Here is a 20,718-nt window from a genome sequence, read left to right on the forward strand (position 1 = left end):
TGCGCTGCTCATAACCATCCCGTCTTCATCTGGGCATGGTCACGATGGCGGCGAATACACCAGTCTGTCGCCGCCTGTTGTCATCGAAGAAAACGGGTTAATACGCAACTGTAGTACTAGTTTCGCCATCCGTTTCGGCTCAATTTTTTCTATTTGAACGGCGCCGCCAGATTAGGCCGGTAAGGCAACGCCTCGGTCGTCGGAAGATTTTTCCTGACACCCAGGGGCATCGCTGAGACCGCCAGACGGCAGCCATCGATTCTACGGTGGCACCTGATCTGGGAGACGCGCACGGTCTGTTGATTACAAGGAATTATATTCTTGGATTTTGAGCTTGCCGAGTTGGCTCATATGGACCTCATCCGGGCCATCGGCGATGCGGACAGCGCGATTGATGGTGAAGAACTGCGCGAGCGGGGTGTCATCACTCAGACCCATACCGCCATGGCTCTGTATCGCCCGATCAACCACTGTCTGCACCATCTGGGGAGCGATAACCTTGATTGCCGCGATGAGATCCCTCGCATCCTTGTTGCCGACCTTGTCCATACGGTCCGCCGCCTTGAGGATGAGGAGCCGGGCCATTTCCACTTCGGCGTAGCTGCGCGCGACATCCTGACGGATCGAGGACTGGTCGGACAGCTTCTTTCCGAAGGCGACGCGGCTTTCAACACGGCGTGCCATGATCTCCAACGCCCGCTGGGCCTGTCCGATCGATCGCATGCAATGATGGATGCGCCCCGGCCCCAACCGCCCCTGCGCGATCTCGAAACCGCGACCTTCGCCGAGGATCAGATTGCCCTTGGGCACGCGGACATTCTCGAACCTCAGTTCCGCCTCACCTCCGGGCGAATTCAGGCTGCCGAAAACGCGCTGGTTCTTGACGACCGTAATGCCCGGCGTCGCTTTGGGCACAAGGATCATTGAATGCTGCAGGTGGCGGGGAGCGTCGAAATCGGTCTTGCCCATCACGATGAGCAGCTTCGTCGCCGGATGCATGAATCCGGAAATCCACCATTTGCGCCCGTTTATCACATAATCGTCGCCATCCGGTTTGATGGACATTTCGAGATTGGTCGCATCGGACGACGCAACTTGCGGCTCGGTCATCACATAGGCGCTGCGGATGGTGCCATCGAGCAGCGGCTTCAGCCACTCTTCCTTCTGCTCCGGGCTGCCATATTTGGCGAGCACTTCCATGTTGCCGGTATCGGGCGCGGAGCAGTTGAAGATTTCGGCGGACCACGGGCTTCGGCCCATGATCTCGGCCAACGGGGCATATTGGAGATTGGTCAGCCCGGGCGACAGCTCGCCATATTCGTGCGGAAGGAAGAGGTTCCACAGCCCGAGCGCTCTCGCCTTCTCCTTCAGCGGCTCGAGCCCCGGCCACTCCTGCCACAGATTAGCCGGATCGGTCACAAAGTCGTTCCGCTCGTCCTCGACCGGATAGACGTGCTCGTCCATGAACGCCTCGATTTTGGCGATGAGCTGGATAGTTTTAGAGGAAAGGTCGAAATCCATGGCGCTGCCTTTCAGATGATTGGGTGATGCATGCGCCGGAGGGCGCGGTTGAACAGGGTGATGGCCTGGGCGTGAAGCTGGTCGCCGACCGGCTTGGGAGTTAGGCCTGCACAAGCACGGGCGTAACTGCCTTCGATGATCGCCCCGAACTTGAACAGAGCCAGTATGGCATACCAATGGGCATCTGCGGCTGAGCGGCCGGTGGCGCTCAGATAGCGCTCAACAACCTCGCCAAGCGTTGGGAACCCCGTCCACGGCGATACCGGCGGCTGGGCTGGATCAGTCTCGTCAGGATCAGGCCAGGTAGCGGCCAGCCATCCCAGATCGAGCAGGGGATCGCCTCGGCTCGCAAGCTCCCAGTCTATGATCGCTGCCAGTTCGGGGCCGCCGCAACGATACATAACGTTGCCCAAATGATAGTCGCCATGAATAAGGCCAGGCTGCATCGTCGAAGGTCGGTTCGCTTCGAGCCACGCACAAATCGCGTCGAGATCCGGAAGGGCCGCACCGCCCGGCCAACCTTCGAACTTGTCATAGCCGTCGATCTGCGCCCGCCAGCGGGACACCTGCCTTTCAAGCCAGCCATTTATCTTGCCGAACTTGTCCAGGCCAACAGCATTCGGATCGATCCGGGAGAGCGCCACCGCGCCGTCAACGATCGCCTCGCCCATTCGGCGTCGCAAATCAGGATCTGCAGAATGTAGCGGCGGCAGGGCCGCGGTGGCATTAAAACCTGCCACCGGCTCCATAAGGAAAAAGGCGCAACCGAGCATCGTCGGATCACTTTCGCCGGCGATGAAGCCCGCATGAGGCACGTCCGACATCGCGAGCGCGCTCAGAACCTGCATCTCGCGGCGCATCACCTCGTCGGACTCGGGACGGGGCCGGCGCGGCGGCCGACGCAACACGTAGTCGCGGCCAGCGCGGCTGAAACGCAGCAAGATATTCTGCGTGCCGCCGCCCAGCGGCACGGGATGTTCGATTGGGGCGCCTTCGCTCAACTGGTGCGCATCCATCCAGCGGGCAAGTTGATCGAGATCGACCACCTCTGCCCAGGCCTCGCGATCGTGGGCTATCTCGCCGGTCATAGCGTCAGACCGCCGTCGACGAGGATCGTTTCGCCGACAACATAGTTTGCGAGCGGGGACGCCAGGAATAACACGACGCCCGCCATGTCCGCTGGCTCACCCAGGCGGCCTAACGGGATTATGCCAAGTGCTTCGGCCAGCCGCTCGGGGTCTTCCGTCGTGACTTTCGTCAGCTTGGTATCGACGAAGCCCGGAGCGATTCCATTAACGCGGATTCCCTTTCGCGCCCAGGCTTGTCCCAAGGTGCGCGTCAATCCGAGCAATCCTGCCTTGCTCGCCGCATAAGCGGGGTTGCCGCGCGTCGCACGATAGGCGGCCGTGCTGCTGACGATCACGATCGAGCCCTTGGACGCGCGCAGAGCATCGTGGAAGGTCTGCGCGCAGGTCATCATGCTCGTCAAATTGACGTCGATCACCCGCCGGAACGCCTCGGTCTCGAATTCCCGGCGATTGTAGAGCACGGTGCCCTGGCACAGGATCAGGACGTCGAGCTCCGTAAAGCCACTAGCGGCTGCCGCGACGCGCTGGGCATCGACCACATCGACTTGAGCATAGTGGATACCGGCGAGTTCTTGCGCATCCTCATAGTCGCTGAGGTCGGGCCGGGTTCCCCAGACATGCACCGTCGCGCCACGCGACACGAAGGCGCGAGCGGTCCCGCGGCCAATTCCGCTAGATCCTCCGACGACGAGTACGGTCTTCCCCGTGAAGTCGAGCGGATCCGCGACGCCCTTCACGAGAGGAAGGCCTGCGTACGAGCGAGGCTGGTCATGCCGCCACCGAGGTCGTGCGTTCGGCCAAGCGGCGCAGGAGCGTTTCCGCGTCGTTCACGATGCGTGTGACCAGCTCCGCGCAGGTCGGCACATCGTGAATTATACCCTGCACCTGACCGGCCCAGATCAGCCCGGCCTCTAGGTCTCCTGTCTTGAGTGCGATCCGGCCACTGGCACCCGCCACCAGTGGCTGAATATCCTGAAACGTGGCTCCGGGCCGAGAACTGATCTCGACGACTTTGTCCGACACCGGGGTCCGCGCGACCCGACCTGTATTTTTGAACTGACGAAAAATGAGATTGGTCGCGCGTTCGTCGTTCGCAACCAGCATCGCCTTGATCTGGTCATGAATGGGCGCTTCGCGCGTAGCGCAGAATCGGGTGCCCATGTTGATCCCGTCGGCACCGAGCGCCAATGCGGCCGCCAGCCCGCGGCCATCGCCGAAGCCGCCGCTCGCCAGCATCGGCACGCTGATGACGTCCGCGGCCGCCGGGATCAGTATCAGCCCGGGCACATCGTCCTCGCCCGGGTGACCTGCGCATTCGAAACCGTCGATCGATACGGCATCCACGCCCATCCGTTCGGCGGACAGCGCATGGCGGACGGCGGTGCACTTGTGGATCACCTTGATCCCATGCGCCTTCAATTCATCCACATGTTCCTTGGGCTGGTAGCCGGCGGTTTCAACGACCGAGATCCCCGAATCGATGATGACGCGACGATATTGGGCGTACGGCGGCGGCGTTGTGGAGGGCAGGATCGTCAGGTTCACGGCGAATGGCCTCGACGTCATCACCCGGCAACGGTCGATCTCGCGTCGTAAATCGTCCGGCGTCGGCTGGGTCAGCGCGGTGATCGTCCCCAGACCGCCGGCCTCCGAGACTGCCGCGGCCATTTCGGCCGTGCCGACCCACATCATGCCGCCCTGCATGATCGGATGGGTCACCCCGAACATCTCAGTAAATCGGGTTTGCAACTTACCCTCCGCAGACAATGGACAAGCGTCGGCCGCGCGTTTTCATCAGCGCGGCGCCATCCGGATCGCGCCGTCAAGCCGCACGTCCTCGCCATTGAAATAGCTGTTGCGGATCATTTCCAGGGCCAGACCGGCATATTCCTCCGGATTGCCCAGCCGCTTCGGAAACGGCACCTGCTTCCCAAGCGTGTCCCGAACATCGTCCGGCAGCGCACTCAAGAGGGGAGTGTTGAAAAGCCCAGGCAGAATGGTGTTTACGCGAATGCCCTCCGCCGAAAGATCGCGCGCCACGGGCAAGGTCATCCCGACGATCCCTGCTTTGGAGGCCGCGTACGCCGCTTGACCGACCTGGCCGTCTTCCGCCGCCGCGCTGGCGGTGTTGACGATCGCGCCGCGCTCACCATTGGCCAGCGGCTCAAGCGACAACATGCCGACAGCGGATTTCGCCACGCACCGGAACGTGCCGATGAGATTGACCTGGATGATCTTCTCGAATGCATCCAAGGGAAAATGCTTGACCGCACCCGTATTTCTGTCCCGGCCGGCGGTCTTGATCGTATTGCCGGTGCCGGCGCAGTTGACCAGGATGCGCTCTTGGCCATGCGCCTGCCGCGCCGCCGCAAAGCCTGCGTCAACGCTCGCATCATCGGTGACGTCCACCACGCAGAAAAAGCCGCCAAGCTCATCCGCGAGGCGCTCGCCCCGTGAGGCATTGAGATCAAAGATAGCGACTTTGGCACCCGCCCTGGCAAGCGCTCTGGCGGTGGCCTCTCCCAGTCCGCTCGCGCCGCCGGTAACGACGGCCGCGGTTTCCGCAAATTCCATTTTCATGCTTCCATATAGTATCTGAGCGATCCTCGCGGATCAGAGCGCCTCGACGATCGTAACGTTGGCGATGCCTCCGCCTTCGCACATCGTCTGCAATCCGAAGCGCTTGCCCCGCGACCGCAGAGCGTGGACCAGCGTGGTCATCAGCTTGGTGCCGGATGCTCCAAGCGGATGGCCCAGCGCGATCGCGCCGCCATTCACATTCAGCTTCGCAGGATCGGCGCCGATCGCATCCAGCCAGGCGAGAGGAATTGGCGCGAAAGCCTCGTTCACCTCGTAGAGATCGATGTCGTCGATCTTCATTCCAGCACGCTGAAGGGCTCGCTTGGTTGCAGGAATGGGTTCCTCGAGCATGATGACCGGATCGCCCCCGGTGACGGTCAGCGTATGAATGCGCGCGAGCGGGGTCAGCCCATGGGCTTTGACGGCCTGCGCATTGGCGACCATCACGCCGGACGCGCCGTCACAGATCTGGCTGGATGTGGCCGCGCTCAGCGTGCCGCCGTCGGCCAACAGCTTCACGGAAGCCATCGAAGCGGGGGTAGCGTCGTAGCGGATGCCTTCATCCGTCTTGTGAAACTCCATCACGCCATCGGCGTTCGTTATCTCCAACGGCGTGATCTCATCGACGAACGCGCCCGCGAGCGTCGCTTCGGCGGCTCGCCGATGACTTTCCAGGCCGAATTGGTCCAGCCTCTCACGGGCGAAGCCGTATTTGCTGGCAATCATCTCCGCGCCTTTGAACTGACTGAAGACGTCAACACCAAACCGTTTCAGGATTTTCTCGCTCCAGGGCCAATAGTTGGAGCCGGGGACAGTGTTCAGGCCCATTGGCGCACGCGTCATGCTCTCCACGCCGCAAGCTATCACCAAATCCTGGGTGCCCGACATCACCGCCTGCGCGGCGAAGTGGAGTGCTTGTTGCGATGACCCGCACTGGCGATCAATCGTGACGGCCGGAACACTGACCGGAAGCGACGATGCGAGAACGGCGCTGCGGCCGAGTTGGTTCGACTGCTCGCCCGCCTGGGTCACGCAGCCAAGGATGACGTCGTCCACCGCGGCCGGATCGATCCCACTTCGTTGGATCAGCGCATCGAGGATCGCTCCGCCCAAATCCGCCGGATGCCATCCGGCAAGCCGTCCTCCGCGCCGACCGCCGGCCGTACGTGTTGCTGCTACGATGAATGCCTCAGACAATATCCTGCCCCAATCGTTTTTGACACTGCGATTAGCTTGCTTGATCATACGTTGGCCGGTTGTGCGAAATGACCGAAAGCGCAGCTCCGGGGGGGACCGTTTACGCAGTCCCCTGGCTAGGGGTTTCCCTGCCGGAAGACGGGTGCTGCGGGAGCGGGCCGGCCCGCCGCCCTGACTATACGAACAGAACCTGACGGGGGCCCGCCGAGCTGGCAGCACGCCGCATTTCCTCCGAGCGACCCCCTCCTTCTAGATGCCGGTGAACCGCGGCTTTCGCTTTTCAAGAAAGGCGGTCACGCCCTCCCGATGATCGCGGGTGCGCCCGGCGTCGCGCTGCAACCGCCGCTCGTTCGCAAGCACCTTCACAAAGTTCTGGTCAGCAGCGGCCCAAGCGGCCTCCCGGATCATCGCCAAGGATCGGGTCGGCCCCTCGGCGAGCTTCGTGGCGAGATTGAGAGCAGCCTGGTCGAGTTCATCATCGGGGGTCACCCGGTTGATCAAACCCCACTCAAGCGCCTTGGCAGCGTCGATGCGCTCGCCAAGCAGCATCATCTCCATGGCCCGAGTACGGCCGATCGCGCGTGACAGCAACCAGCTCGAACCCGCGTCCGGAACCAGGCCAATTCGCGCGAAGGCCTGCATGAAGAACGCCGTCTCGCTGGCCAGAACGATATCGGCGATGAGGGCAAAGGAGCATCCAATTCCTGCGGCCGCGCCCCGCACTGCCGATATGAAGGGTATCGGCAATTGGCTGATCCGGATCATCAACGGATTGATGATGGTTTCCAGTTCGGTTCCCAGGTCTGCTGCCGGCTCGTAACCGCCAGCGCCGCGGGCGTCTGACATGTTTCCCCCGGAACAGAATGCGCGGCCGACCCCCGTGAGCAGGAGCGCTCGCGCCGAGCCTGCTGCCACGGCGATGGCGTCATCCAATTCCTTCATCATCGTCGGCCCCATGGCGTTCAGCACATCGGGATCGTTTAAACGGATGATCGCGAGTTCACCCTGCTTCTCATAACTTATCTTGATATATGACACGGCGCTCTCCCCGCTGCCGGTTGCCTCGGTTGGTTGGAAAGCCGGGTTACCTGGTAAAGCTTTTACCGCTTTCGGCGTTCTGAACGAGAAGCCGCGACGGCTCGATACCCTGCGCGCGCAATGCTGTAACGATACGCAACAATCCCACCGTGTCGCCCCAAAACATGGGGCCGCCGGTATGGACCGGCCAATTGTAGCCCAGGATCGCCGCCACATCGATGTCGGAGGCGCGCAAGGCGATATGCTCCTCCAGGATCTTCGCCCCTTCGTTCACCACCGGGTAGAGCAGGCGCGCGATGATCTCATCGTCGGAAAACACTTCCCTACGCGATATTCCCTTGAAGGTTGCGAGATCCTCGATGACCTTTGCCGCCACCGCCGAGGGAATCGCCTTCCGGTTCTCGTCATAATCGTAGAAGCCGCCGTTCATCTTCTGGCCGAGCCGTCCGAGACCGACCAAATCGCCGGCTAGCGTTCGCTCGTTGTTGCCCCGTCCGATCACGTCCAGGCCAACCAGGTCTATCATCTGGAAAGGCCCCATGGCGAAGCCATAGTTGTAAACGGCCCGGTCGATCTCCTGCGGAGTCGGCCCTTCGAGGACGAGCGCATCCGCTTCGATGGAACGTGGGGCCATCAACCGGTTGGCGATGAAGCCGAAACAGACGCGGCTCAGCACGGAGACCTTTCCGATTTTTTTGCCGAGCGCCATCGCCGTCGCCACGACTTCCTTCGAAGTCCGTTCGCCTCGCACCGCCTCCAGCAAACGCATCACATTCGCCGGCGAGAAGAAGTGCAGGCCAACCACCCATTCCGGCCGGCTGGTAGCCGACGCGATCTCGTCGAGATCAAGAAATGATGTGTTCGACGCCAGGATCGCGCCAGGCTTCGCAACGCTGTCGAGCTTCCGGAAGACGTCCTTTTTGACGCCCATCTCCTCGAAAACCGCTTCGATGATCAAGTCGCTGTCGGACAGACGATTCATTTCAATGGACGGCGTGATCAGCTTCATCCGCGCCTCGACGTCATCCTGCGTGAGGCGCCCCTTCTTTGCCGTGTTCTCGTAATTTCGACGGATCAGGGCGACGCCGCGGTCCAGCGCTTCCTGGCTCGTTTCAACGATCGTCACGGGGACGCCGATGTTCAGGAAGTTCATCGCGATGCCACCGCCCATGGTCCCGGCGCCGATCACGCCGACCTTTTCGATGGGAAGAGGCTTCACGTCGTTCGGAAGGTCAGGCACCTTCGACGTCTCGCGCTCGGAGAAGAAGTAATAGCGCTGTGCAGCGGACTCCGTGGAGTCGTGCAGCTCGATGAACAACTCCCGCTCGCGCTCCATGCCGCGCTCGAAATCGGGGCTGGTTTCGACAGCCGCCTGAATAGCGCGAACGATGTTGCCGGGGGCCTTGAAGCCGCGGAAGCTGCGGGCATTGCTCTTTAGATAATCGTCGAAAATCTGCGTCTGGCCCTTTGCGGCTTCCAGCCTGTCGTTCCGGTCGCGAACGCGAAGCAGCGGACGACCCTCCGCGACAACCTGCCGCGCGAAAGCTACCGCATCTTCCAGCAACTGGTCCTCCGTGGCGAGAGCATCTATCATACCCAATTCGAGCGCCGCCTTTGCCGAAACGGGCTTGCCACTGGTGATAATGTCCAGTGCAGCCTCGACCCCCACGACGCGGGGCAGGCGCTGGGTGCCGCCCGCTCCGGGAAGAAGACCAAGGGCGACTTCGGGCAGGCCGACCTTCGCACTGGGCACGGCCACGCGGTAATGGCACACCAACGCCAGTTCATACCCGCCGCCGAGAGCCGTGCCGTGAATCGCGGCCACCACCGGCTTGGCCGTGTTTTCGATAAGATTCAGCACTTCGCCGAGATCGGGATGCTGCACGGGCTTGCCGAATTCACTGATGTCGGCGCCGGCAAAAAAGGTGCGGCCGGCGCATATCAGCACGATAGCCTTGACGCTGTCGTCCGCGGCAAAGCGGCGAAATCCATTCAACAGCGCGAGCCGCACCTGAAAGCCCAGGGCATTGACCGGAGGGCTATCGATCCGGACGACGCCGATACCACCGGCTTCCACGGTGCAATGTCCCACCTCAGTCATCTACCACTCTCTCCTTCTTTTGGATCCGGGGACGCCATAATGGCGCGGCCCATCGACGCGGTTGCCGACGTCGAACTTCAACAGCGGAAGCACGGATCGACTTCGTCGGTAATGACTGGAAGCGCAGGAGGTGGGGGACGAAATGCGCAGTCGGCGCTACCGGCCTACGCCTTTCTCATCCTCTGCTAGGCCGCGGGGACGTAACGGGGCGGCCGCTTTTCCCGGAAGGCCGACAAGGCTTCCTTTGAATCAGGATGCCCGCTCATCTGCACCGTATAACCCTGCTCGAAGGCATAGCCGGACTTGAGGTCCATATCCTCGATCCGATTCAATATGTGCTTTGCCAGCCGCGAGGCGGTGGGGCTGAAACCTGCCACGCGGCGTGCGAACTTCGTCGCCGTATCGTCTAGTTCGGCTTGATCGCATAACACAACCGCCCCGCCGGCAGCGGCGAAGGCGTCCGCGCGCACGGGATCGCCAGTGAAAAACATCCGGCGGACTAGGGGCTGAGGCGCCATGCGGGCGAGGTGGCGGGCACCGCCCATCACGCCCACGCTGAGCTCCGGCAAGCCGAATCGCGCATCTCTGGCGGCGACCACGAAATCGCAGGAAGCGGCAATGGCTAGCCCGGTACCGAGAGCCGCGCCCTGTACGGCGCCGATGACCGGAACGGCGCAATCCTGGATGGCAAAAAACGCCTCACGAACACGCCACATTCGCTCGGTGCCGTTCTCGGGCGTCATCGTCGCGAACTCGTCGAGATCGTTTCCGGCACAGAAATGGGGGCCTTGCGCCCGCAAAACGACCGCACGGACATCCACGCCGGCCTTGTCGATGTTCCCGAACAGGTCGGCGATCTCGATGTACATCTCGCGGGTCACGGCATTGGCCGGTGACCGGTCCAGCGTCACCCACAACACTCCGTCTCCGGCCGGGTGGGTGCGAAGGTAGCGAAATTGTTCAGACATTCCGTCCTCCGATAATTTTCGCATGCCGCCGTTATGAGGCCGCCCGTGCATGGGCGGATGGCGATCATGCCGGGCCGCTGGTCGATCGCGTCAACTCAAAGGCCGCGTCCGATCACCTCCAGCATGATCTCCGAGGTGCCGCCGTAGATGCGCTGCACGCGGGCATCGCGCCACAGGCGAGCAACTTCGAATTCATTCATATATCCATGCCCGCCATGAAGTTGCAGCGCCGTGTCGACGACGCGCCACTGCATTTCGGTATGCCAATATTTGGCGGATGACGCTTCGGTGGGCGCGAGCCCGCCCGCCAGGTATCGCTGGATCGCCCAGTCGAGATGCGCCCAGCCGACCTGAAGCTCGGTCGCGAGGCCCGCCAGGCTGAAGCGGGTGTTCTGGAAATCGAATACGGGCCTGCCGAATGCGGAGCGCTCCTTGGTGTAGGACAGCCCGACGTCGAAGGCGCGTTGCGCCGCCGCCTGCGCTCCGACGGCAATGCCGAGGCGCTCTCGCACGAGCTCACGCATCAGACATCCGAAGCCGCCATTTTCCGGTCCGAGAAGATTCTCTGCCGGGACGCGGACGTCCTCGAAGAACAATTCGGACGTATCGCCCGACCATTGCCCGATCTTGTCGAGATTGCGCCCCCGCGTGAACCCCGGGGTTCCGCCCTCGACGATGATGAGGGAGAGACCCTTGCCGCCACGGTCCTGCGAAGTCCTGGCGACCACGATCATGATGTCGGCATTCTGGCCGTTCGTGATGAAGGTCTTGCTGCCATTGATAACGAAGCTGTCGCCGTCGCGTCGAGCCGTGGTCCGCACCGATTGCAGGTCCGAACCGGCGCCGGGCTCAGTCATGGCGATCGCGCCGATCTTCGTACCGTTGGCCAGCGGAACCGCAAATTTCCGCTTCTGTTCCTCGGTGCCGAAATCGATCAGGTAGGGAAGAACCAGTTCCGACTGGAGCAGCACGCAGATGTTGACGCCCGCATAGGCGAACTCTTCCGCCAACACGGCGTTATAACTGAAATCTAGGCCCATTCCGCCATATTCTTTCGGAACCGAAGGCCCCAGGAAGCCGGCCTCGCCGCATACTTCATAAAACGACCGGTCAACGATCCCGTCGTCTTCCCAGCGTTGCAGATGAGGTGTCGCATGCTGTTCGATCAGCCTTCTCGCGGACTCGCGCAGCGCGTGATGGTCTTCGCCGTAGATTGCCCGGCGCGATACGTCCAACACCGTCTCTCTCCTTCAAATGATAGGCGCGACGCAAGGGCCGGCGGCCGTGGCGGTCAGGCCGGGTCAATCTATCAGACGCGGATTCCGGGAGTCCGAAATGACCCGAAGCGCACGCGCAAGGGGACTTTTTGCGCAGGGCGCGACGATGGATTTCGGTACCGCGCTCCGCAATCCTCAAGCAAAGAATTGCGTCAGCCACACTGCGGTCAGCGCAGGCTTTCCGCCGCCTTCGATCTCGACGATGATGTCGCTGATCTGCTGCAACTGGCCCGGTTGCCTTTGTTCCACAGACGTGACCGTCGAGACCGCGCGGACCCGACTTCCGGAGCGGACCGGAGCGATGAAACGAACCCGATCGAACCCGTAATTCACGCCCATCCGGACTTGCGGGATTGGCGGGCGGGCCGTGATCTCCATCAGCCGCGGGAGCAGCGACAGGGTGAGAAAGCCGTGCGCTACGGTTCCGCCGAAGGGCGTCGCAGCCGCCCGTTCGGGATCGAGATGGATATATTGGTAATCAAGTGTCGCATCGGCGAACCGGTTGATCATCGCCTGATCGATGGAAAGCCATTGCGAATGGCGCGCTATGCCGACCTCGGCCAGAAGCGCGTTCAAGATGTCGCTCATGCATGCGCTCCGTCAGACATCGGCGGCGCCGGCGCGCCGGGCATGTGCCCAGGCGGTTTGGGCGAAGATGGGCAGCTTCGCGACTGTTTCGAGCGCTTGCGAGCTTGAAGCGTTACCCTCGATCAATCGCCTCTTGATGCCCTGGATGATTCCCGCCGCGCGGAAGAGGTTATAGGCGAAATACCAGTCGAGATCGGGGAGATCGGTTCGGCCGGAAGCCGTGCAATAGCGGGCGACCGCTTCGTCGAGCGTGGGAATGCCGGATTCTGCGAAATCCACCCCGGCAAGCCCGGCGCGCCCGTCGCTCGGCAACACCCAGCACATCGCGAGATAGGTAAAGTCCGCCAAGGGATCGCCCAGCGTGGCCAATTCCCAGTCCAGCACGGCGAGGACATCCGGAGTCTCGGGCGCGAAAATCAAATTATCGATACGGTAGTCGCCGTGGATGATCGCGACGCCCGATTGTTCCGGCAACGTACGGGGGAGCCATTCGATCAGCTTTTCGATCTCGGGAACGTCATCCGTCTGCGAGAGGCGATACTGCCTCGTCCAGCGCTCGACCTGCCGTTGCATATAATTGCCGGGCCGGCCGAAGGATCCCAGGCAGATCGCACCAGGGTCGATGGAATGAAGCCGCGCTGCAACATCGATCATCGCTCCATAGCAGTGGCCGCGATCGGCCTTCGACAGATCGGGCAGAGCGCCATCCCAGAAGGTGCGCCCCTCTACCATCTCCATCAGATAGAATGCCGAGCCTATCACCGTCGGGTCCTGGCACAGGGCGATCGGGCGTGGCACGGGAAAGCCGGTCGGATGCAGCGCGGATAGCAGCTCGAACTCGCGCTCAACTGCGTGGGCGGAAGGCAAGAGCGGGCCAAAAGGCTTTCGGCGGAGCACATATTTTCCTTCCACCGCGTCGATCCGATATGTCGGATTGGACTGCCCACCAGAGAATTTCTCTATGGATACCGGCGTATCGGGGAGCGCGCTGATGCTGCCCATCCAACGCGACAGGGCTGTTTCGTCAAGGTCGCTCATCGCACGACGGCCCCCCGGCCGAGGATTGTGCGGGAGTTCAGCGTCGCAACTGTGTCGTGATATGTTCGCATCATCTCGTCCAGAATCCGCTTGATGGGCTGCACCATCTTCGCGATTTCGGCGTGGATCGTCTCGAGTTCGCCGGACGACGTCTCGATCATGCCCATGCCTCCTGCGTTCGAGACCGCCGACGACAGCTGTGATCGCGAGATCCAGCCCATCGCTGCCTGAATCACCGGCTTTTCGATGCCGAGAATCTCGGTCACCCGTGTGCGGGCCGACATGTGTGGTCTCTCCGCTATATGGACCGAGACAGGCTGCAGACTGGCCGCATCCTAGATCCGCTCGATGATAATGGCGGGCGCCATCCCGCCCGCTGCACACATGGTGACGAGACCATAGCGTCCGTTGGTCCGCTCCAGCTCGTCCAGGACAGTGCCGACCAGGATCGCGCCCGTGGCGCCGATCGGATGCCCCAGTGCGATCGATCCACCATTGACGTTGACCTTGGCGCGATCGAGGTCGAGATCGCGGATGAATTTCTCCGCCACGACAGCGAAGGCTTCGTTGATCTCCCAGAGGTCGATATCGTCCTTGGTCAGTCCCGCCTTGGCGAGCACTTTTCTGGCCGCAGGCACCGGCGCGTTGAGCATCAGCGTCGGATCGTCACCGATATTCGCGGTGGCGACGATGCGGGCTCGCAGCGTGAGGCCATGCTTTTCCGCATAATCACGCGACGCAAGCAATATGGCGGCGGCGCCGTCCACCACGCCTGACGAGTTGCCGGCATGGTGCACGTGATTGATCTCGAGTTCGGGATAACGGCGGCTGACCTGCTGACGGTAGGTCGTTCCCTTGTCGTCATAGGGCCAGTCGGCGAGCCCCGCGAACGCAGGCTTGAGACTCGCCAAGGTCTCGATCGTCGTCTCCGGACGCGGATATTCCTCGTGGTCGAGCACAACGTTGTCGTCATCGTCCACGACCGGAACTGTCGATCGCGCGAAACGTCCTTCGGCAATGGCGACCTGGGCGCGCCGCTGGCTTTCCGCGGCGAACGCATCAAGTTCTGCGCGGGAGATTCCTTCGAGCGTCGCGATCGCGTCGCCGCAGACACCCTGGTTGGATTGGGGATGACGTGCGTCGAGCCGATCATTCCAGGAGCCGAGAACGGCTGGTGGCCTTCCGGATGCCAAATCCTCTGCCGACAGCGAGCCAGTATAGCTCATCATCTCGGTTCCACCGGCGATGACAAGATCTTCCATGCCGCTCATGATCTGGGCTGCCGCCAGACTGACCGAAGTAATGCCGCCCCCGCAGAAGCGATCCAAAGTCACGCCTGACGCGCGAACATCGAACCCAGCATCGAGAGCTGCCATCCGGCCAAGATCGCCGCCCTGCTTTTCGCGCTGGGTGGAAGTGGACCAGATGATGTCGTCGATATCGGCCGTCTGGAGATGATTCCGTTCGACAAGCGCCTTCAGCACGGTTGCGCCCAACTGTTGGGGATGCAGGTGCGAGAGGGCGCCCTTACCCGCCTTGCCGATGCCCCGCGGTGTCCTGACCGCGTCGATAATATACGCCTCTGTCATCCGCCCGACTCCCGTTCCATGGCTCATTCGTCACAATCTCCCCCCGGGCGCGCCGCCCACGATCTCTTCCATGATTTCCGCCAATTCCGCCGGGCGCGACAGGAACGGCGAATGATCCGTGTCCATCGTGAAGACGCGATCCACACCCGCTCGCTGATACATGGCCATCTGGGCGTGCGGCAGGATCGCCCGATCGCGCAGACACTCCACATAATAGCGGGGAATGCGCCCGTACCGCTCATCGCTGAGCGTCGGCCGGGTCATAGCGATCGTGCCGGGCTGTGGCTGCACCTTGCCCGTCGCCCAGGCCGCGTCGCTTTCCTCGCATTCGCCATAGAAGAGATCAGCTATTGCGTCTTCCCGTACGGCGATCATTCCATCGGGCGTAAAGTAGAGCTTGTCGATGATCACGGCAGTGCCGTCACCGACGGCATCGCTACAGACCTCTCCGCTGCGAGGCAGCATCGCGGCGATGTAGATCAGGCCCGCGATGCGCCCTGCCGCTTGTTCAGCCGCCGCGGTGATCGTGGCGCCGCCCAAGGAGTGACCGACCAGCCAGACATTGTCGCCCAGCCTGTCGACGGCTGCGGCGACCTGCGCGACGCAGCGATCCAAGCTAACCTCTTCGGGAGGCGTCTGGTCGCGCCCGCTTCCTGGCAAGTCGATGGCCACCGCTTCGTGCCCTTTGCCCGCGAGGATCGGTAACAGCCTTTCCCAGCACCAAGCGCCATGCCAAGCCCCGTGCACGAACACCAATTGCGCCACCTTGCGACCCCCGTGTTTTAGGCAACCGTGCCGGTGAAGCGATCACGCAGCTCCGTTTTCAGCACCTTGCCGATCGCAGAACGAGGCAACGCATCGACGATTTCGAACGCTTGGGGACGCTGCGTCTTGCCGACCCGCGCCGCGACGAACTCGGTGAGCTCGGGGATTGAAAGCCTCATATTTTCCCGCGACGTGACGAACGCGACCGGCGTTTCACCCCAGGCTTCTGAGGGCATGCCGACCACGGCCACCTCTTGCACAGCAGGATGCTGCGCAATGATCGCCTCAATGTCGGACGGATAGATGTTGAAGCCGCCCGATATGATCATGTCCTTCTTGCGGTCCATGAGGATGAAGAAGCCGTCCTCGTCGAAGCGACCAATGTCGCCCGTCCGGATGAACCGTTGACCATCGGGGCTGTACCATTCAGCGGACGCGGTCTTGGCAGGCTGATTATGATAACCGGTCATCATCTGGGGGGAACGGCCTACCACCTCGCCGACCGCGCCGAAGGGCAACTCGACCCCGTTTTCGTCGATGACGCGCAGGTCATGGCCGGGCGGCGTACAACCCACAGTGTGCAATTTACCCGGATTGTCGTGCGCCACCAGCATGAAGGACCCGCCGCCCTCGGTCATGCCATAAAATTCGATCAGCCCCCCCGGCCAGCGCCTGAGAACATCCTCCTTCAGGGCGGTGGAGAAGGGAGCCGAACTGCCGAACTTCATGACGAACGACGACAAATCAAACTGGTCGAAATCCGGAACAGCCATGATCCTGCGATATTGGACTGGCACCAGCATGGCATGCGTGGCCCGATGGCGTTCCGCCAGTTCGAGGAAACTGCGCGCGTCGAACCTGCGCATCAGGATCAAGGCGCCGCCATGACCAAGCGTGGCGAACACGCTTCCCAAGGTGGTGTTGGAATAGAGCGGTGTCGGAACCATCGTCACGGCATCGGGTCCATATCGCAGCAATCCACTCGCGGAGGCGATCGAAACCCAGCGGTAGGCGTGACTGTGCACGATCCCCTTCGGCGTGCCGGTGGTTCCCGAGGAGTAGATGATGTTGAAGGCCCAACCGGGATCGATCGCCACCGGCTGCGGCTTGGCGCCGTCTTCGGGTAGCCAGGTCTCGAAAGCGATGCCCGCCGAAGACGCATCGAGCGCTATTGTACGAACCGGGATTTGGTCCGTCACCGACGCCATCGAATTAGCGGTGCCTTGGTCGAGGAAGAAAAGCTGCGCCGCGCAATCGGAAAGCATCATCAGGAGTTGTTGGGGGGTCGAGGATGGCGCCAGCGGCGATACCGCCACTCCTATCCGCAGCGCGCCAAGGAAGGTGGCCAGATATTCCAACGAATCCTGGGCGCATATGGCGATCGCCATTGTCGGCTGCACGCCATCACGCTGGAGAGCGACGGCCACGCGATCCACCAGCTCGTTCAAGGTGCTGTAAGAGACTATCCGATCGCCATCTACCACCGCCGTCGCGTTCGGACGGGCGCGGGCATGAGATGCTATGAGGTCCGATAACAAGCCGAACGGGCCGGCGAGAACTTCCTCCGCGGTCTTCCAGGTGTCGCCAGCCATCAGAACCTCCCACCATGCGGGTCAATGCCTTCAGCGACGACTTCCATCGGACGCTCACGCATTGGCGTTCGTCATCGACGCCGCTTTCGCCAGCTGATCAGATCGCATAGCTTCGCGGTCATACTGCCAGAAGGTGACGATCTCTCGGACGACCCGATCGGGAGCTTCCAGTGGAAGCAGATGGCCTTCCGTCGTGAAAATGATTTCCTTGCAGTTCGGGATTGCGAGCGCGGTCGCATGTTGCGTGAACAGGGGCACGACATTGTCGAGCGCCCCGTTGATCATCAACACTGGTAGTTGAAGATTGCGAATATCGTCGATGATGACCCGATCGACGAACTCCTTGAAGTAGACCTCATGAACCCGGCGATCCATCAATATGACCGCGTCGATATGCGCGGTGGGATGGCCTCCGCGCACCGACTGCGGCGGTATCGTCTTCAGGAGAAATTCACGATCGTTCCCGTGGTCGATCCAAAGCTGCCCGATCTCCGGCGGAGTATCCTTTCCGCCCTCAGCGGATGCGGTCGTGATCAAACACAGCGCCGAGAACGTGGCCGGATGACGGACTTCACAAAACATGCCCGTAAAGCCTCCGAACGAGTGACCTATATAGAACGGCTTCTCGATCCCGAGAGCCTCGACGAAGGCTGCGACGTCGTCGGCGACGGCGGACATCGACCAACCATCGATCTCTGACGCGGAGGCGCCGTGCCCGCGCAGGTCCAGGGCGTAAATTGTGAAGTGTTTTTCCAGGCTGCCTAGAAATTCGCCGTATATATCCTCGCCGGTGCTTCGACCGCTATAGCCGTGCGCGAAGACCGCCGGAGGCTTGCTCGATCCTTCGGATCGAACCTGATATCCGAGACGCACACCGTTCACATCGATATGGCGAATGTCGTATGCCATCTTATTCCATTCTAGGTGGTGTGGAGACATGAAATGGCCCGGCCAGACGCCGGGCCATTTCACTATGGGGATGTCAAAAGTGATATCCGATCGACATGCCGATCTGGCGGCCCGGCTGATATTTCCCGAGCGCCATCGAGGCCAGGCCGGAAGAAACGACCGTGACGTTGTCCTTGACCTGCTTATCGGTCACGTTGGTAGCGAAAAGGCTGCCCGTCCAACGCCCGTCCTTGCTTTTGTAATTCAAGGCGAGGTCTAGCTTGCCCACAGCGCCCTGCGACGAAATGGGAATATTGAATTCGCTGAAATAGATCTTGGATTTCCAATTGTAACGGACATTCGGCGTCAGCGTACCATTGCCGAGCGGCATGTCATAATAGGCGGCAATGCTCCCCGACCACTTGGCACTGTTGGGCAGGCTGTTTCCGGCCAGATCGAACACGCACTGTGACGTCGCCGGATCCACGGTGCAACCCGGTCCTGCCGGACGGGCGGCATCAGCGGTCAGGAATTTGTCGAACCGCGCGTGCAGCCAGGAGCCGTTCGCCTCGATCCGCAACCGATCGGTCGGGCGGATGACCGTTTCGAGCTCGATACCGTCGACTGTCGCCTTTGCGGCGTTGGTGACGCCAACGGTGATGAACAAGATTTGGTTCACCTGCAGGTCGTTGTACTTCATGTGGAAGGCAGAGAGATTGGCCTGCAGCGCCCCTCCAAGAAAGCGCCCCTTCAAGCCTGCTTCAAAGCTGTCGTTGGTTTCCGGGTTAAATGCCGAAGCGGCGGTGCCGAGGACGAAGCCACCACTCTTGTAGCCCTTCGCGTATTTGGCGTAGCCGGTAACCGCCGCACTCAGATCGTAGGATAGGCCGCCTTCATAGGTGAGACGGTTCCAAGAATGGGAGTCGCTGGGCAACGCGCCGACGAACGAACTGAACGAGTTCGGCACCGACTTGCGGTCGTGCGTGTAGCGCAGGCCGCCGAATATCTTCAAAGATCCAAGCGCATATTGAGCATGGCCGAACCCCGCATAGGATTCCGTGTTCACCGTCCCGTAGGTAGTGAAGAGGAAGCTGGGGCCAAACAGCTGCGTCAGCTGCGAGTGGGGCACCTGAACTGTCTGGTTCAGATGTTCGTAATAATAATTGGCCCCGATCACATATGTGAATGGGCTGGATGGATCCGAGCTGTATATCAGCTCGGCGTACTTCTGGTTCACATGGTCATTGAACCTCGAGCTGGTGAACTCTACCGCGGTCCCATCGCCATCGAAGTCGGTCCTCTGCCGTGTTTCATTATACGACACGAGCGCTTTCAACGAACCCGCAGCGAGGTTCCAGTTGGCGGTGAGGTTGACCATCGTAGACGCAAGGTTCCTCGCGCCGTGCGTGACGGGAATTTCGCGCGCGTTGGGATTGCCAGCGTCGGCCCCCTGTATGGGTGCAGGTCCGAAGGGGGTCGCAAAGGGGACGCCGGCGGGGTTGCCCAGCAAGAAGCTGGCCGTTCCCGAATCGTCGATGACTTGATGCTCCACGAGCAGGCGGACGTCGAAATCGTCCGATGGGAGCCACTGCAGCTGTCCGCGGACCGCATTATTCTTGAGACCATCGAGCCGGAACGGGCTGCTTGTCGTGGTGTTGCGGGTGAAACCCTTGTTGTAATTCTGCACCACCGATACACGACCCAGCAGCCTGCCGTCCGACGTCAGCGGCCCGCTCAGATAGGCGGTCGTGCGCATCAGCGTAGGATCGACGCCCAATGTGAGATCCACTCCATAGGACAGATCCGCGGTCGGCAGATTCGGGATGAGATTCACGGCACCGCCAGTGGCATTGCGCCCGAACAGCGTGCCTTGCGGTCCCCGCAGGACCTCGACGCGGTTGACATCGAGGAACGATGTCAGCGCGAAAATGCTCTGGCCCAGATAGACTCCGTCCGACGTAACGGCGACGCCGGGCTCACCGCCGGCTTGCGAAAGATTGCCGTTGCCGATGCCGCGGATGCTGACGTTCGCCTTGTCGCCAAACGACGAGATCTGGATGTTCGGCGTCCGTGAGGTCAGATCACCCAGGGTGGCGATCCGCTCATCGCGGAGCTTGGTGTCGCTGAAGGCCGAAATCGCCGAAGGAACCTTGGAAATGGCCTCGCTTCGCCGGGAGGCGGTCACGACGATTTCCTCGAGATCGGCCGACGACGATGACTTTTCGGATGCCGCCTGAGCCATGGCCTGTTCTGAAAAGCCGGCGATGAGGCATGAAGCGCTCACCAGGAGATATGCGATTCTCATAATACCCCTCCACTGATTATGTTCTGATGCGCCGGACCGATTGCAAATGCCGTCGCTAGGGCCAGGAGAACATAGCCGCCCGGCTTTCAAAATGACCGAAAACGCAGCGCTGGAGGGGACCATTTGCGCAGCGCGCGATGGCTTTTTCCTGCCAACACTGCCATGGTGACGATGAGATCTTTC

Annotated in this window: 18 protein-coding genes; all 18 read right to left on the minus strand. The window is 61.5% G+C overall.

What is annotated here, in order from left to right; genetic code table 11:
* Positions 1-303 precede the first annotated feature (303 nt).
* A complete protein-coding gene (locus tag GQY20_RS29595) occupies positions 304-1,521 on the minus strand; it encodes an acyl-CoA dehydrogenase family protein (RefSeq protein WP_157220779.1) in 1,218 nt (405 codons plus the stop codon).
* Positions 1,522-1,532: 11 nt separating this feature from the next.
* Positions 1,533-2,609 (minus strand): phosphotransferase family protein, encoded by a 1,077-nt coding sequence (locus tag GQY20_RS29600; protein ID WP_157220780.1) that lies wholly within the window; start codon positions 2,607-2,609, stop codon positions 1,533-1,535.
* Positions 2,606-3,346 carry an SDR family NAD(P)-dependent oxidoreductase gene (locus GQY20_RS29605; protein ID WP_157220781.1) on the minus strand — a complete coding sequence of 247 codons (741 nt, stop codon included), beginning with the start codon at positions 3,344-3,346 and terminating at the stop codon, positions 2,606-2,608. Before GQY20_RS29605 ends, GQY20_RS29600 begins: the two co-directional genes overlap by 4 nt.
* 31 nt (positions 3,347-3,377) lie before the next feature.
* Positions 3,378-4,358 (minus strand): NAD(P)H-dependent flavin oxidoreductase, encoded by a 981-nt coding sequence (locus GQY20_RS29610; protein WP_269769797.1) that lies wholly within the window; start codon positions 4,356-4,358, stop codon positions 3,378-3,380.
* A gap of 45 nt (positions 4,359-4,403) precedes the next feature.
* Positions 4,404-5,183, minus strand: a complete 780-nt coding sequence (locus GQY20_RS29615; protein WP_157220783.1) for an SDR family NAD(P)-dependent oxidoreductase — start codon at positions 5,181-5,183, stop codon at positions 4,404-4,406.
* A 39-nt stretch (positions 5,184-5,222) separates the two neighbouring features.
* A complete protein-coding gene (locus GQY20_RS29620; protein WP_157220843.1) occupies positions 5,223-6,386 on the minus strand; it encodes an acetyl-CoA C-acetyltransferase in 1,164 nt (387 codons plus the stop codon).
* 249 nt (positions 6,387-6,635) lie between these two features.
* Positions 6,636-7,424 carry an enoyl-CoA hydratase-related protein gene (locus GQY20_RS29625; protein ID WP_157220784.1) on the minus strand — a complete coding sequence of 263 codons (789 nt, stop codon included), beginning with the start codon at positions 7,422-7,424 and terminating at the stop codon, positions 6,636-6,638.
* A 46-nt stretch (positions 7,425-7,470) separates the two neighbouring features.
* The gene (locus GQY20_RS29630; protein WP_157220785.1) at positions 7,471-9,525 is read right to left on the minus strand and encodes a 3-hydroxyacyl-CoA dehydrogenase NAD-binding domain-containing protein; all 2,055 of its coding nucleotides are present in this window, start codon (positions 9,523-9,525) and stop codon (positions 7,471-7,473) included.
* Between the two features lie 185 nt (positions 9,526-9,710).
* Complete coding sequence (locus GQY20_RS29635; protein WP_232476331.1) at positions 9,711-10,445, minus strand: enoyl-CoA hydratase-related protein; 735 nt, start codon at positions 10,443-10,445, stop codon at positions 9,711-9,713.
* A gap of 143 nt (positions 10,446-10,588) precedes the next feature.
* Entirely contained in the window at positions 10,589-11,731 is a 1,143-nt protein-coding gene (locus GQY20_RS29640) for an acyl-CoA dehydrogenase family protein (protein WP_157220786.1), read from the minus strand.
* A 174-nt stretch (positions 11,732-11,905) separates the two neighbouring features.
* Positions 11,906-12,358, minus strand: a complete 453-nt coding sequence (locus GQY20_RS29645; RefSeq protein WP_157220787.1) for a MaoC family dehydratase — start codon at positions 12,356-12,358, stop codon at positions 11,906-11,908.
* Between the two features lie 12 nt (positions 12,359-12,370).
* Positions 12,371-13,396 carry a phosphotransferase family protein gene (locus GQY20_RS29650; protein WP_157220788.1) on the minus strand — a complete coding sequence of 342 codons (1,026 nt, stop codon included), beginning with the start codon at positions 13,394-13,396 and terminating at the stop codon, positions 12,371-12,373.
* Positions 13,393-13,719, minus strand: coding sequence for a nitronate monooxygenase (locus GQY20_RS32335; protein WP_269769798.1), 327 nt, complete (start codon positions 13,717-13,719; stop codon positions 13,393-13,395). Before GQY20_RS32335 ends, GQY20_RS29650 begins: the two co-directional genes overlap by 4 nt.
* A 12-nt stretch (positions 13,720-13,731) precedes the next feature.
* The gene (locus GQY20_RS29660) at positions 13,732-14,985 is read right to left on the minus strand and encodes an acetyl-CoA C-acetyltransferase (RefSeq protein WP_157220789.1); all 1,254 of its coding nucleotides are present in this window, start codon (positions 14,983-14,985) and stop codon (positions 13,732-13,734) included.
* 30 nt (positions 14,986-15,015) lie between these two features.
* Complete coding sequence (locus tag GQY20_RS29665; protein WP_157220790.1) at positions 15,016-15,750, minus strand: alpha/beta fold hydrolase; 735 nt, start codon at positions 15,748-15,750, stop codon at positions 15,016-15,018.
* Between the two features lie 17 nt (positions 15,751-15,767).
* Complete coding sequence (locus GQY20_RS29670) at positions 15,768-17,342, minus strand: class I adenylate-forming enzyme family protein (protein ID WP_157220791.1); 1,575 nt, start codon at positions 17,340-17,342, stop codon at positions 15,768-15,770.
* Positions 17,343-17,396: 54 nt separating this feature from the next.
* Positions 17,397-18,251, minus strand: a complete 855-nt coding sequence (locus GQY20_RS29675; protein WP_157220792.1) for an alpha/beta fold hydrolase — start codon at positions 18,249-18,251, stop codon at positions 17,397-17,399.
* A gap of 73 nt (positions 18,252-18,324) precedes the next feature.
* Positions 18,325-20,535 (minus strand): TonB-dependent receptor, encoded by a 2,211-nt coding sequence (locus GQY20_RS29680; protein ID WP_198351285.1) that lies wholly within the window; start codon positions 20,533-20,535, stop codon positions 18,325-18,327.
* Positions 20,536-20,718: the final 183 nt, after the last annotated feature.

This window comes from Flavisphingomonas formosensis (genome assembly GCF_009755815.1).
Lineage (GTDB): Bacteria > Pseudomonadota > Alphaproteobacteria > Sphingomonadales > Sphingomonadaceae > Flavisphingomonas > Flavisphingomonas formosensis.

What these genes read in the sequence shown, in the direction of transcription:
- GQY20_RS29680 (WP_198351285.1), bottom strand. Translation starts at nt 20,535, where the DNA reads ATGAGAATCGCATATCTCCTGGTGAGCGCTTCATGCCTCATCGCCGGC.
- GQY20_RS29650 (WP_157220788.1), bottom strand. Translation starts at nt 13,396, where the DNA reads ATGAGCGACCTTGACGAAACAGCCCTGTCGCGTTGGATGGGCAGCATC.
- GQY20_RS29600 (WP_157220780.1), bottom strand. Translation starts at nt 2,609, where the DNA reads ATGACCGGCGAGATAGCCCACGATCGCGAGGCCTGGGCAGAGGTGGTC.
- GQY20_RS29670 (WP_157220791.1), bottom strand. Translation starts at nt 17,342, where the DNA reads ATGGCTGGCGACACCTGGAAGACCGCGGAGGAAGTTCTCGCCGGCCCG.
- GQY20_RS29630 (WP_157220785.1), bottom strand. Translation starts at nt 9,525, where the DNA reads ATGACTGAGGTGGGACATTGCACCGTGGAAGCCGGTGGTATCGGCGTC.
- GQY20_RS29645 (WP_157220787.1), bottom strand. Translation starts at nt 12,358, where the DNA reads ATGAGCGACATCTTGAACGCGCTTCTGGCCGAGGTCGGCATAGCGCGC.
- GQY20_RS29675 (WP_157220792.1), bottom strand. Translation starts at nt 18,251, where the DNA reads ATGGCATACGACATTCGCCATATCGATGTGAACGGTGTGCGTCTCGGA.
- GQY20_RS29615 (WP_157220783.1), bottom strand. Translation starts at nt 5,183, where the DNA reads ATGGAATTTGCGGAAACCGCGGCCGTCGTTACCGGCGGCGCGAGCGGA.
- GQY20_RS29595 (WP_157220779.1), bottom strand. Translation starts at nt 1,521, where the DNA reads ATGGATTTCGACCTTTCCTCTAAAACTATCCAGCTCATCGCCAAAATC.
- GQY20_RS29660 (WP_157220789.1), bottom strand. Translation starts at nt 14,985, where the DNA reads ATGACAGAGGCGTATATTATCGACGCGGTCAGGACACCGCGGGGCATC.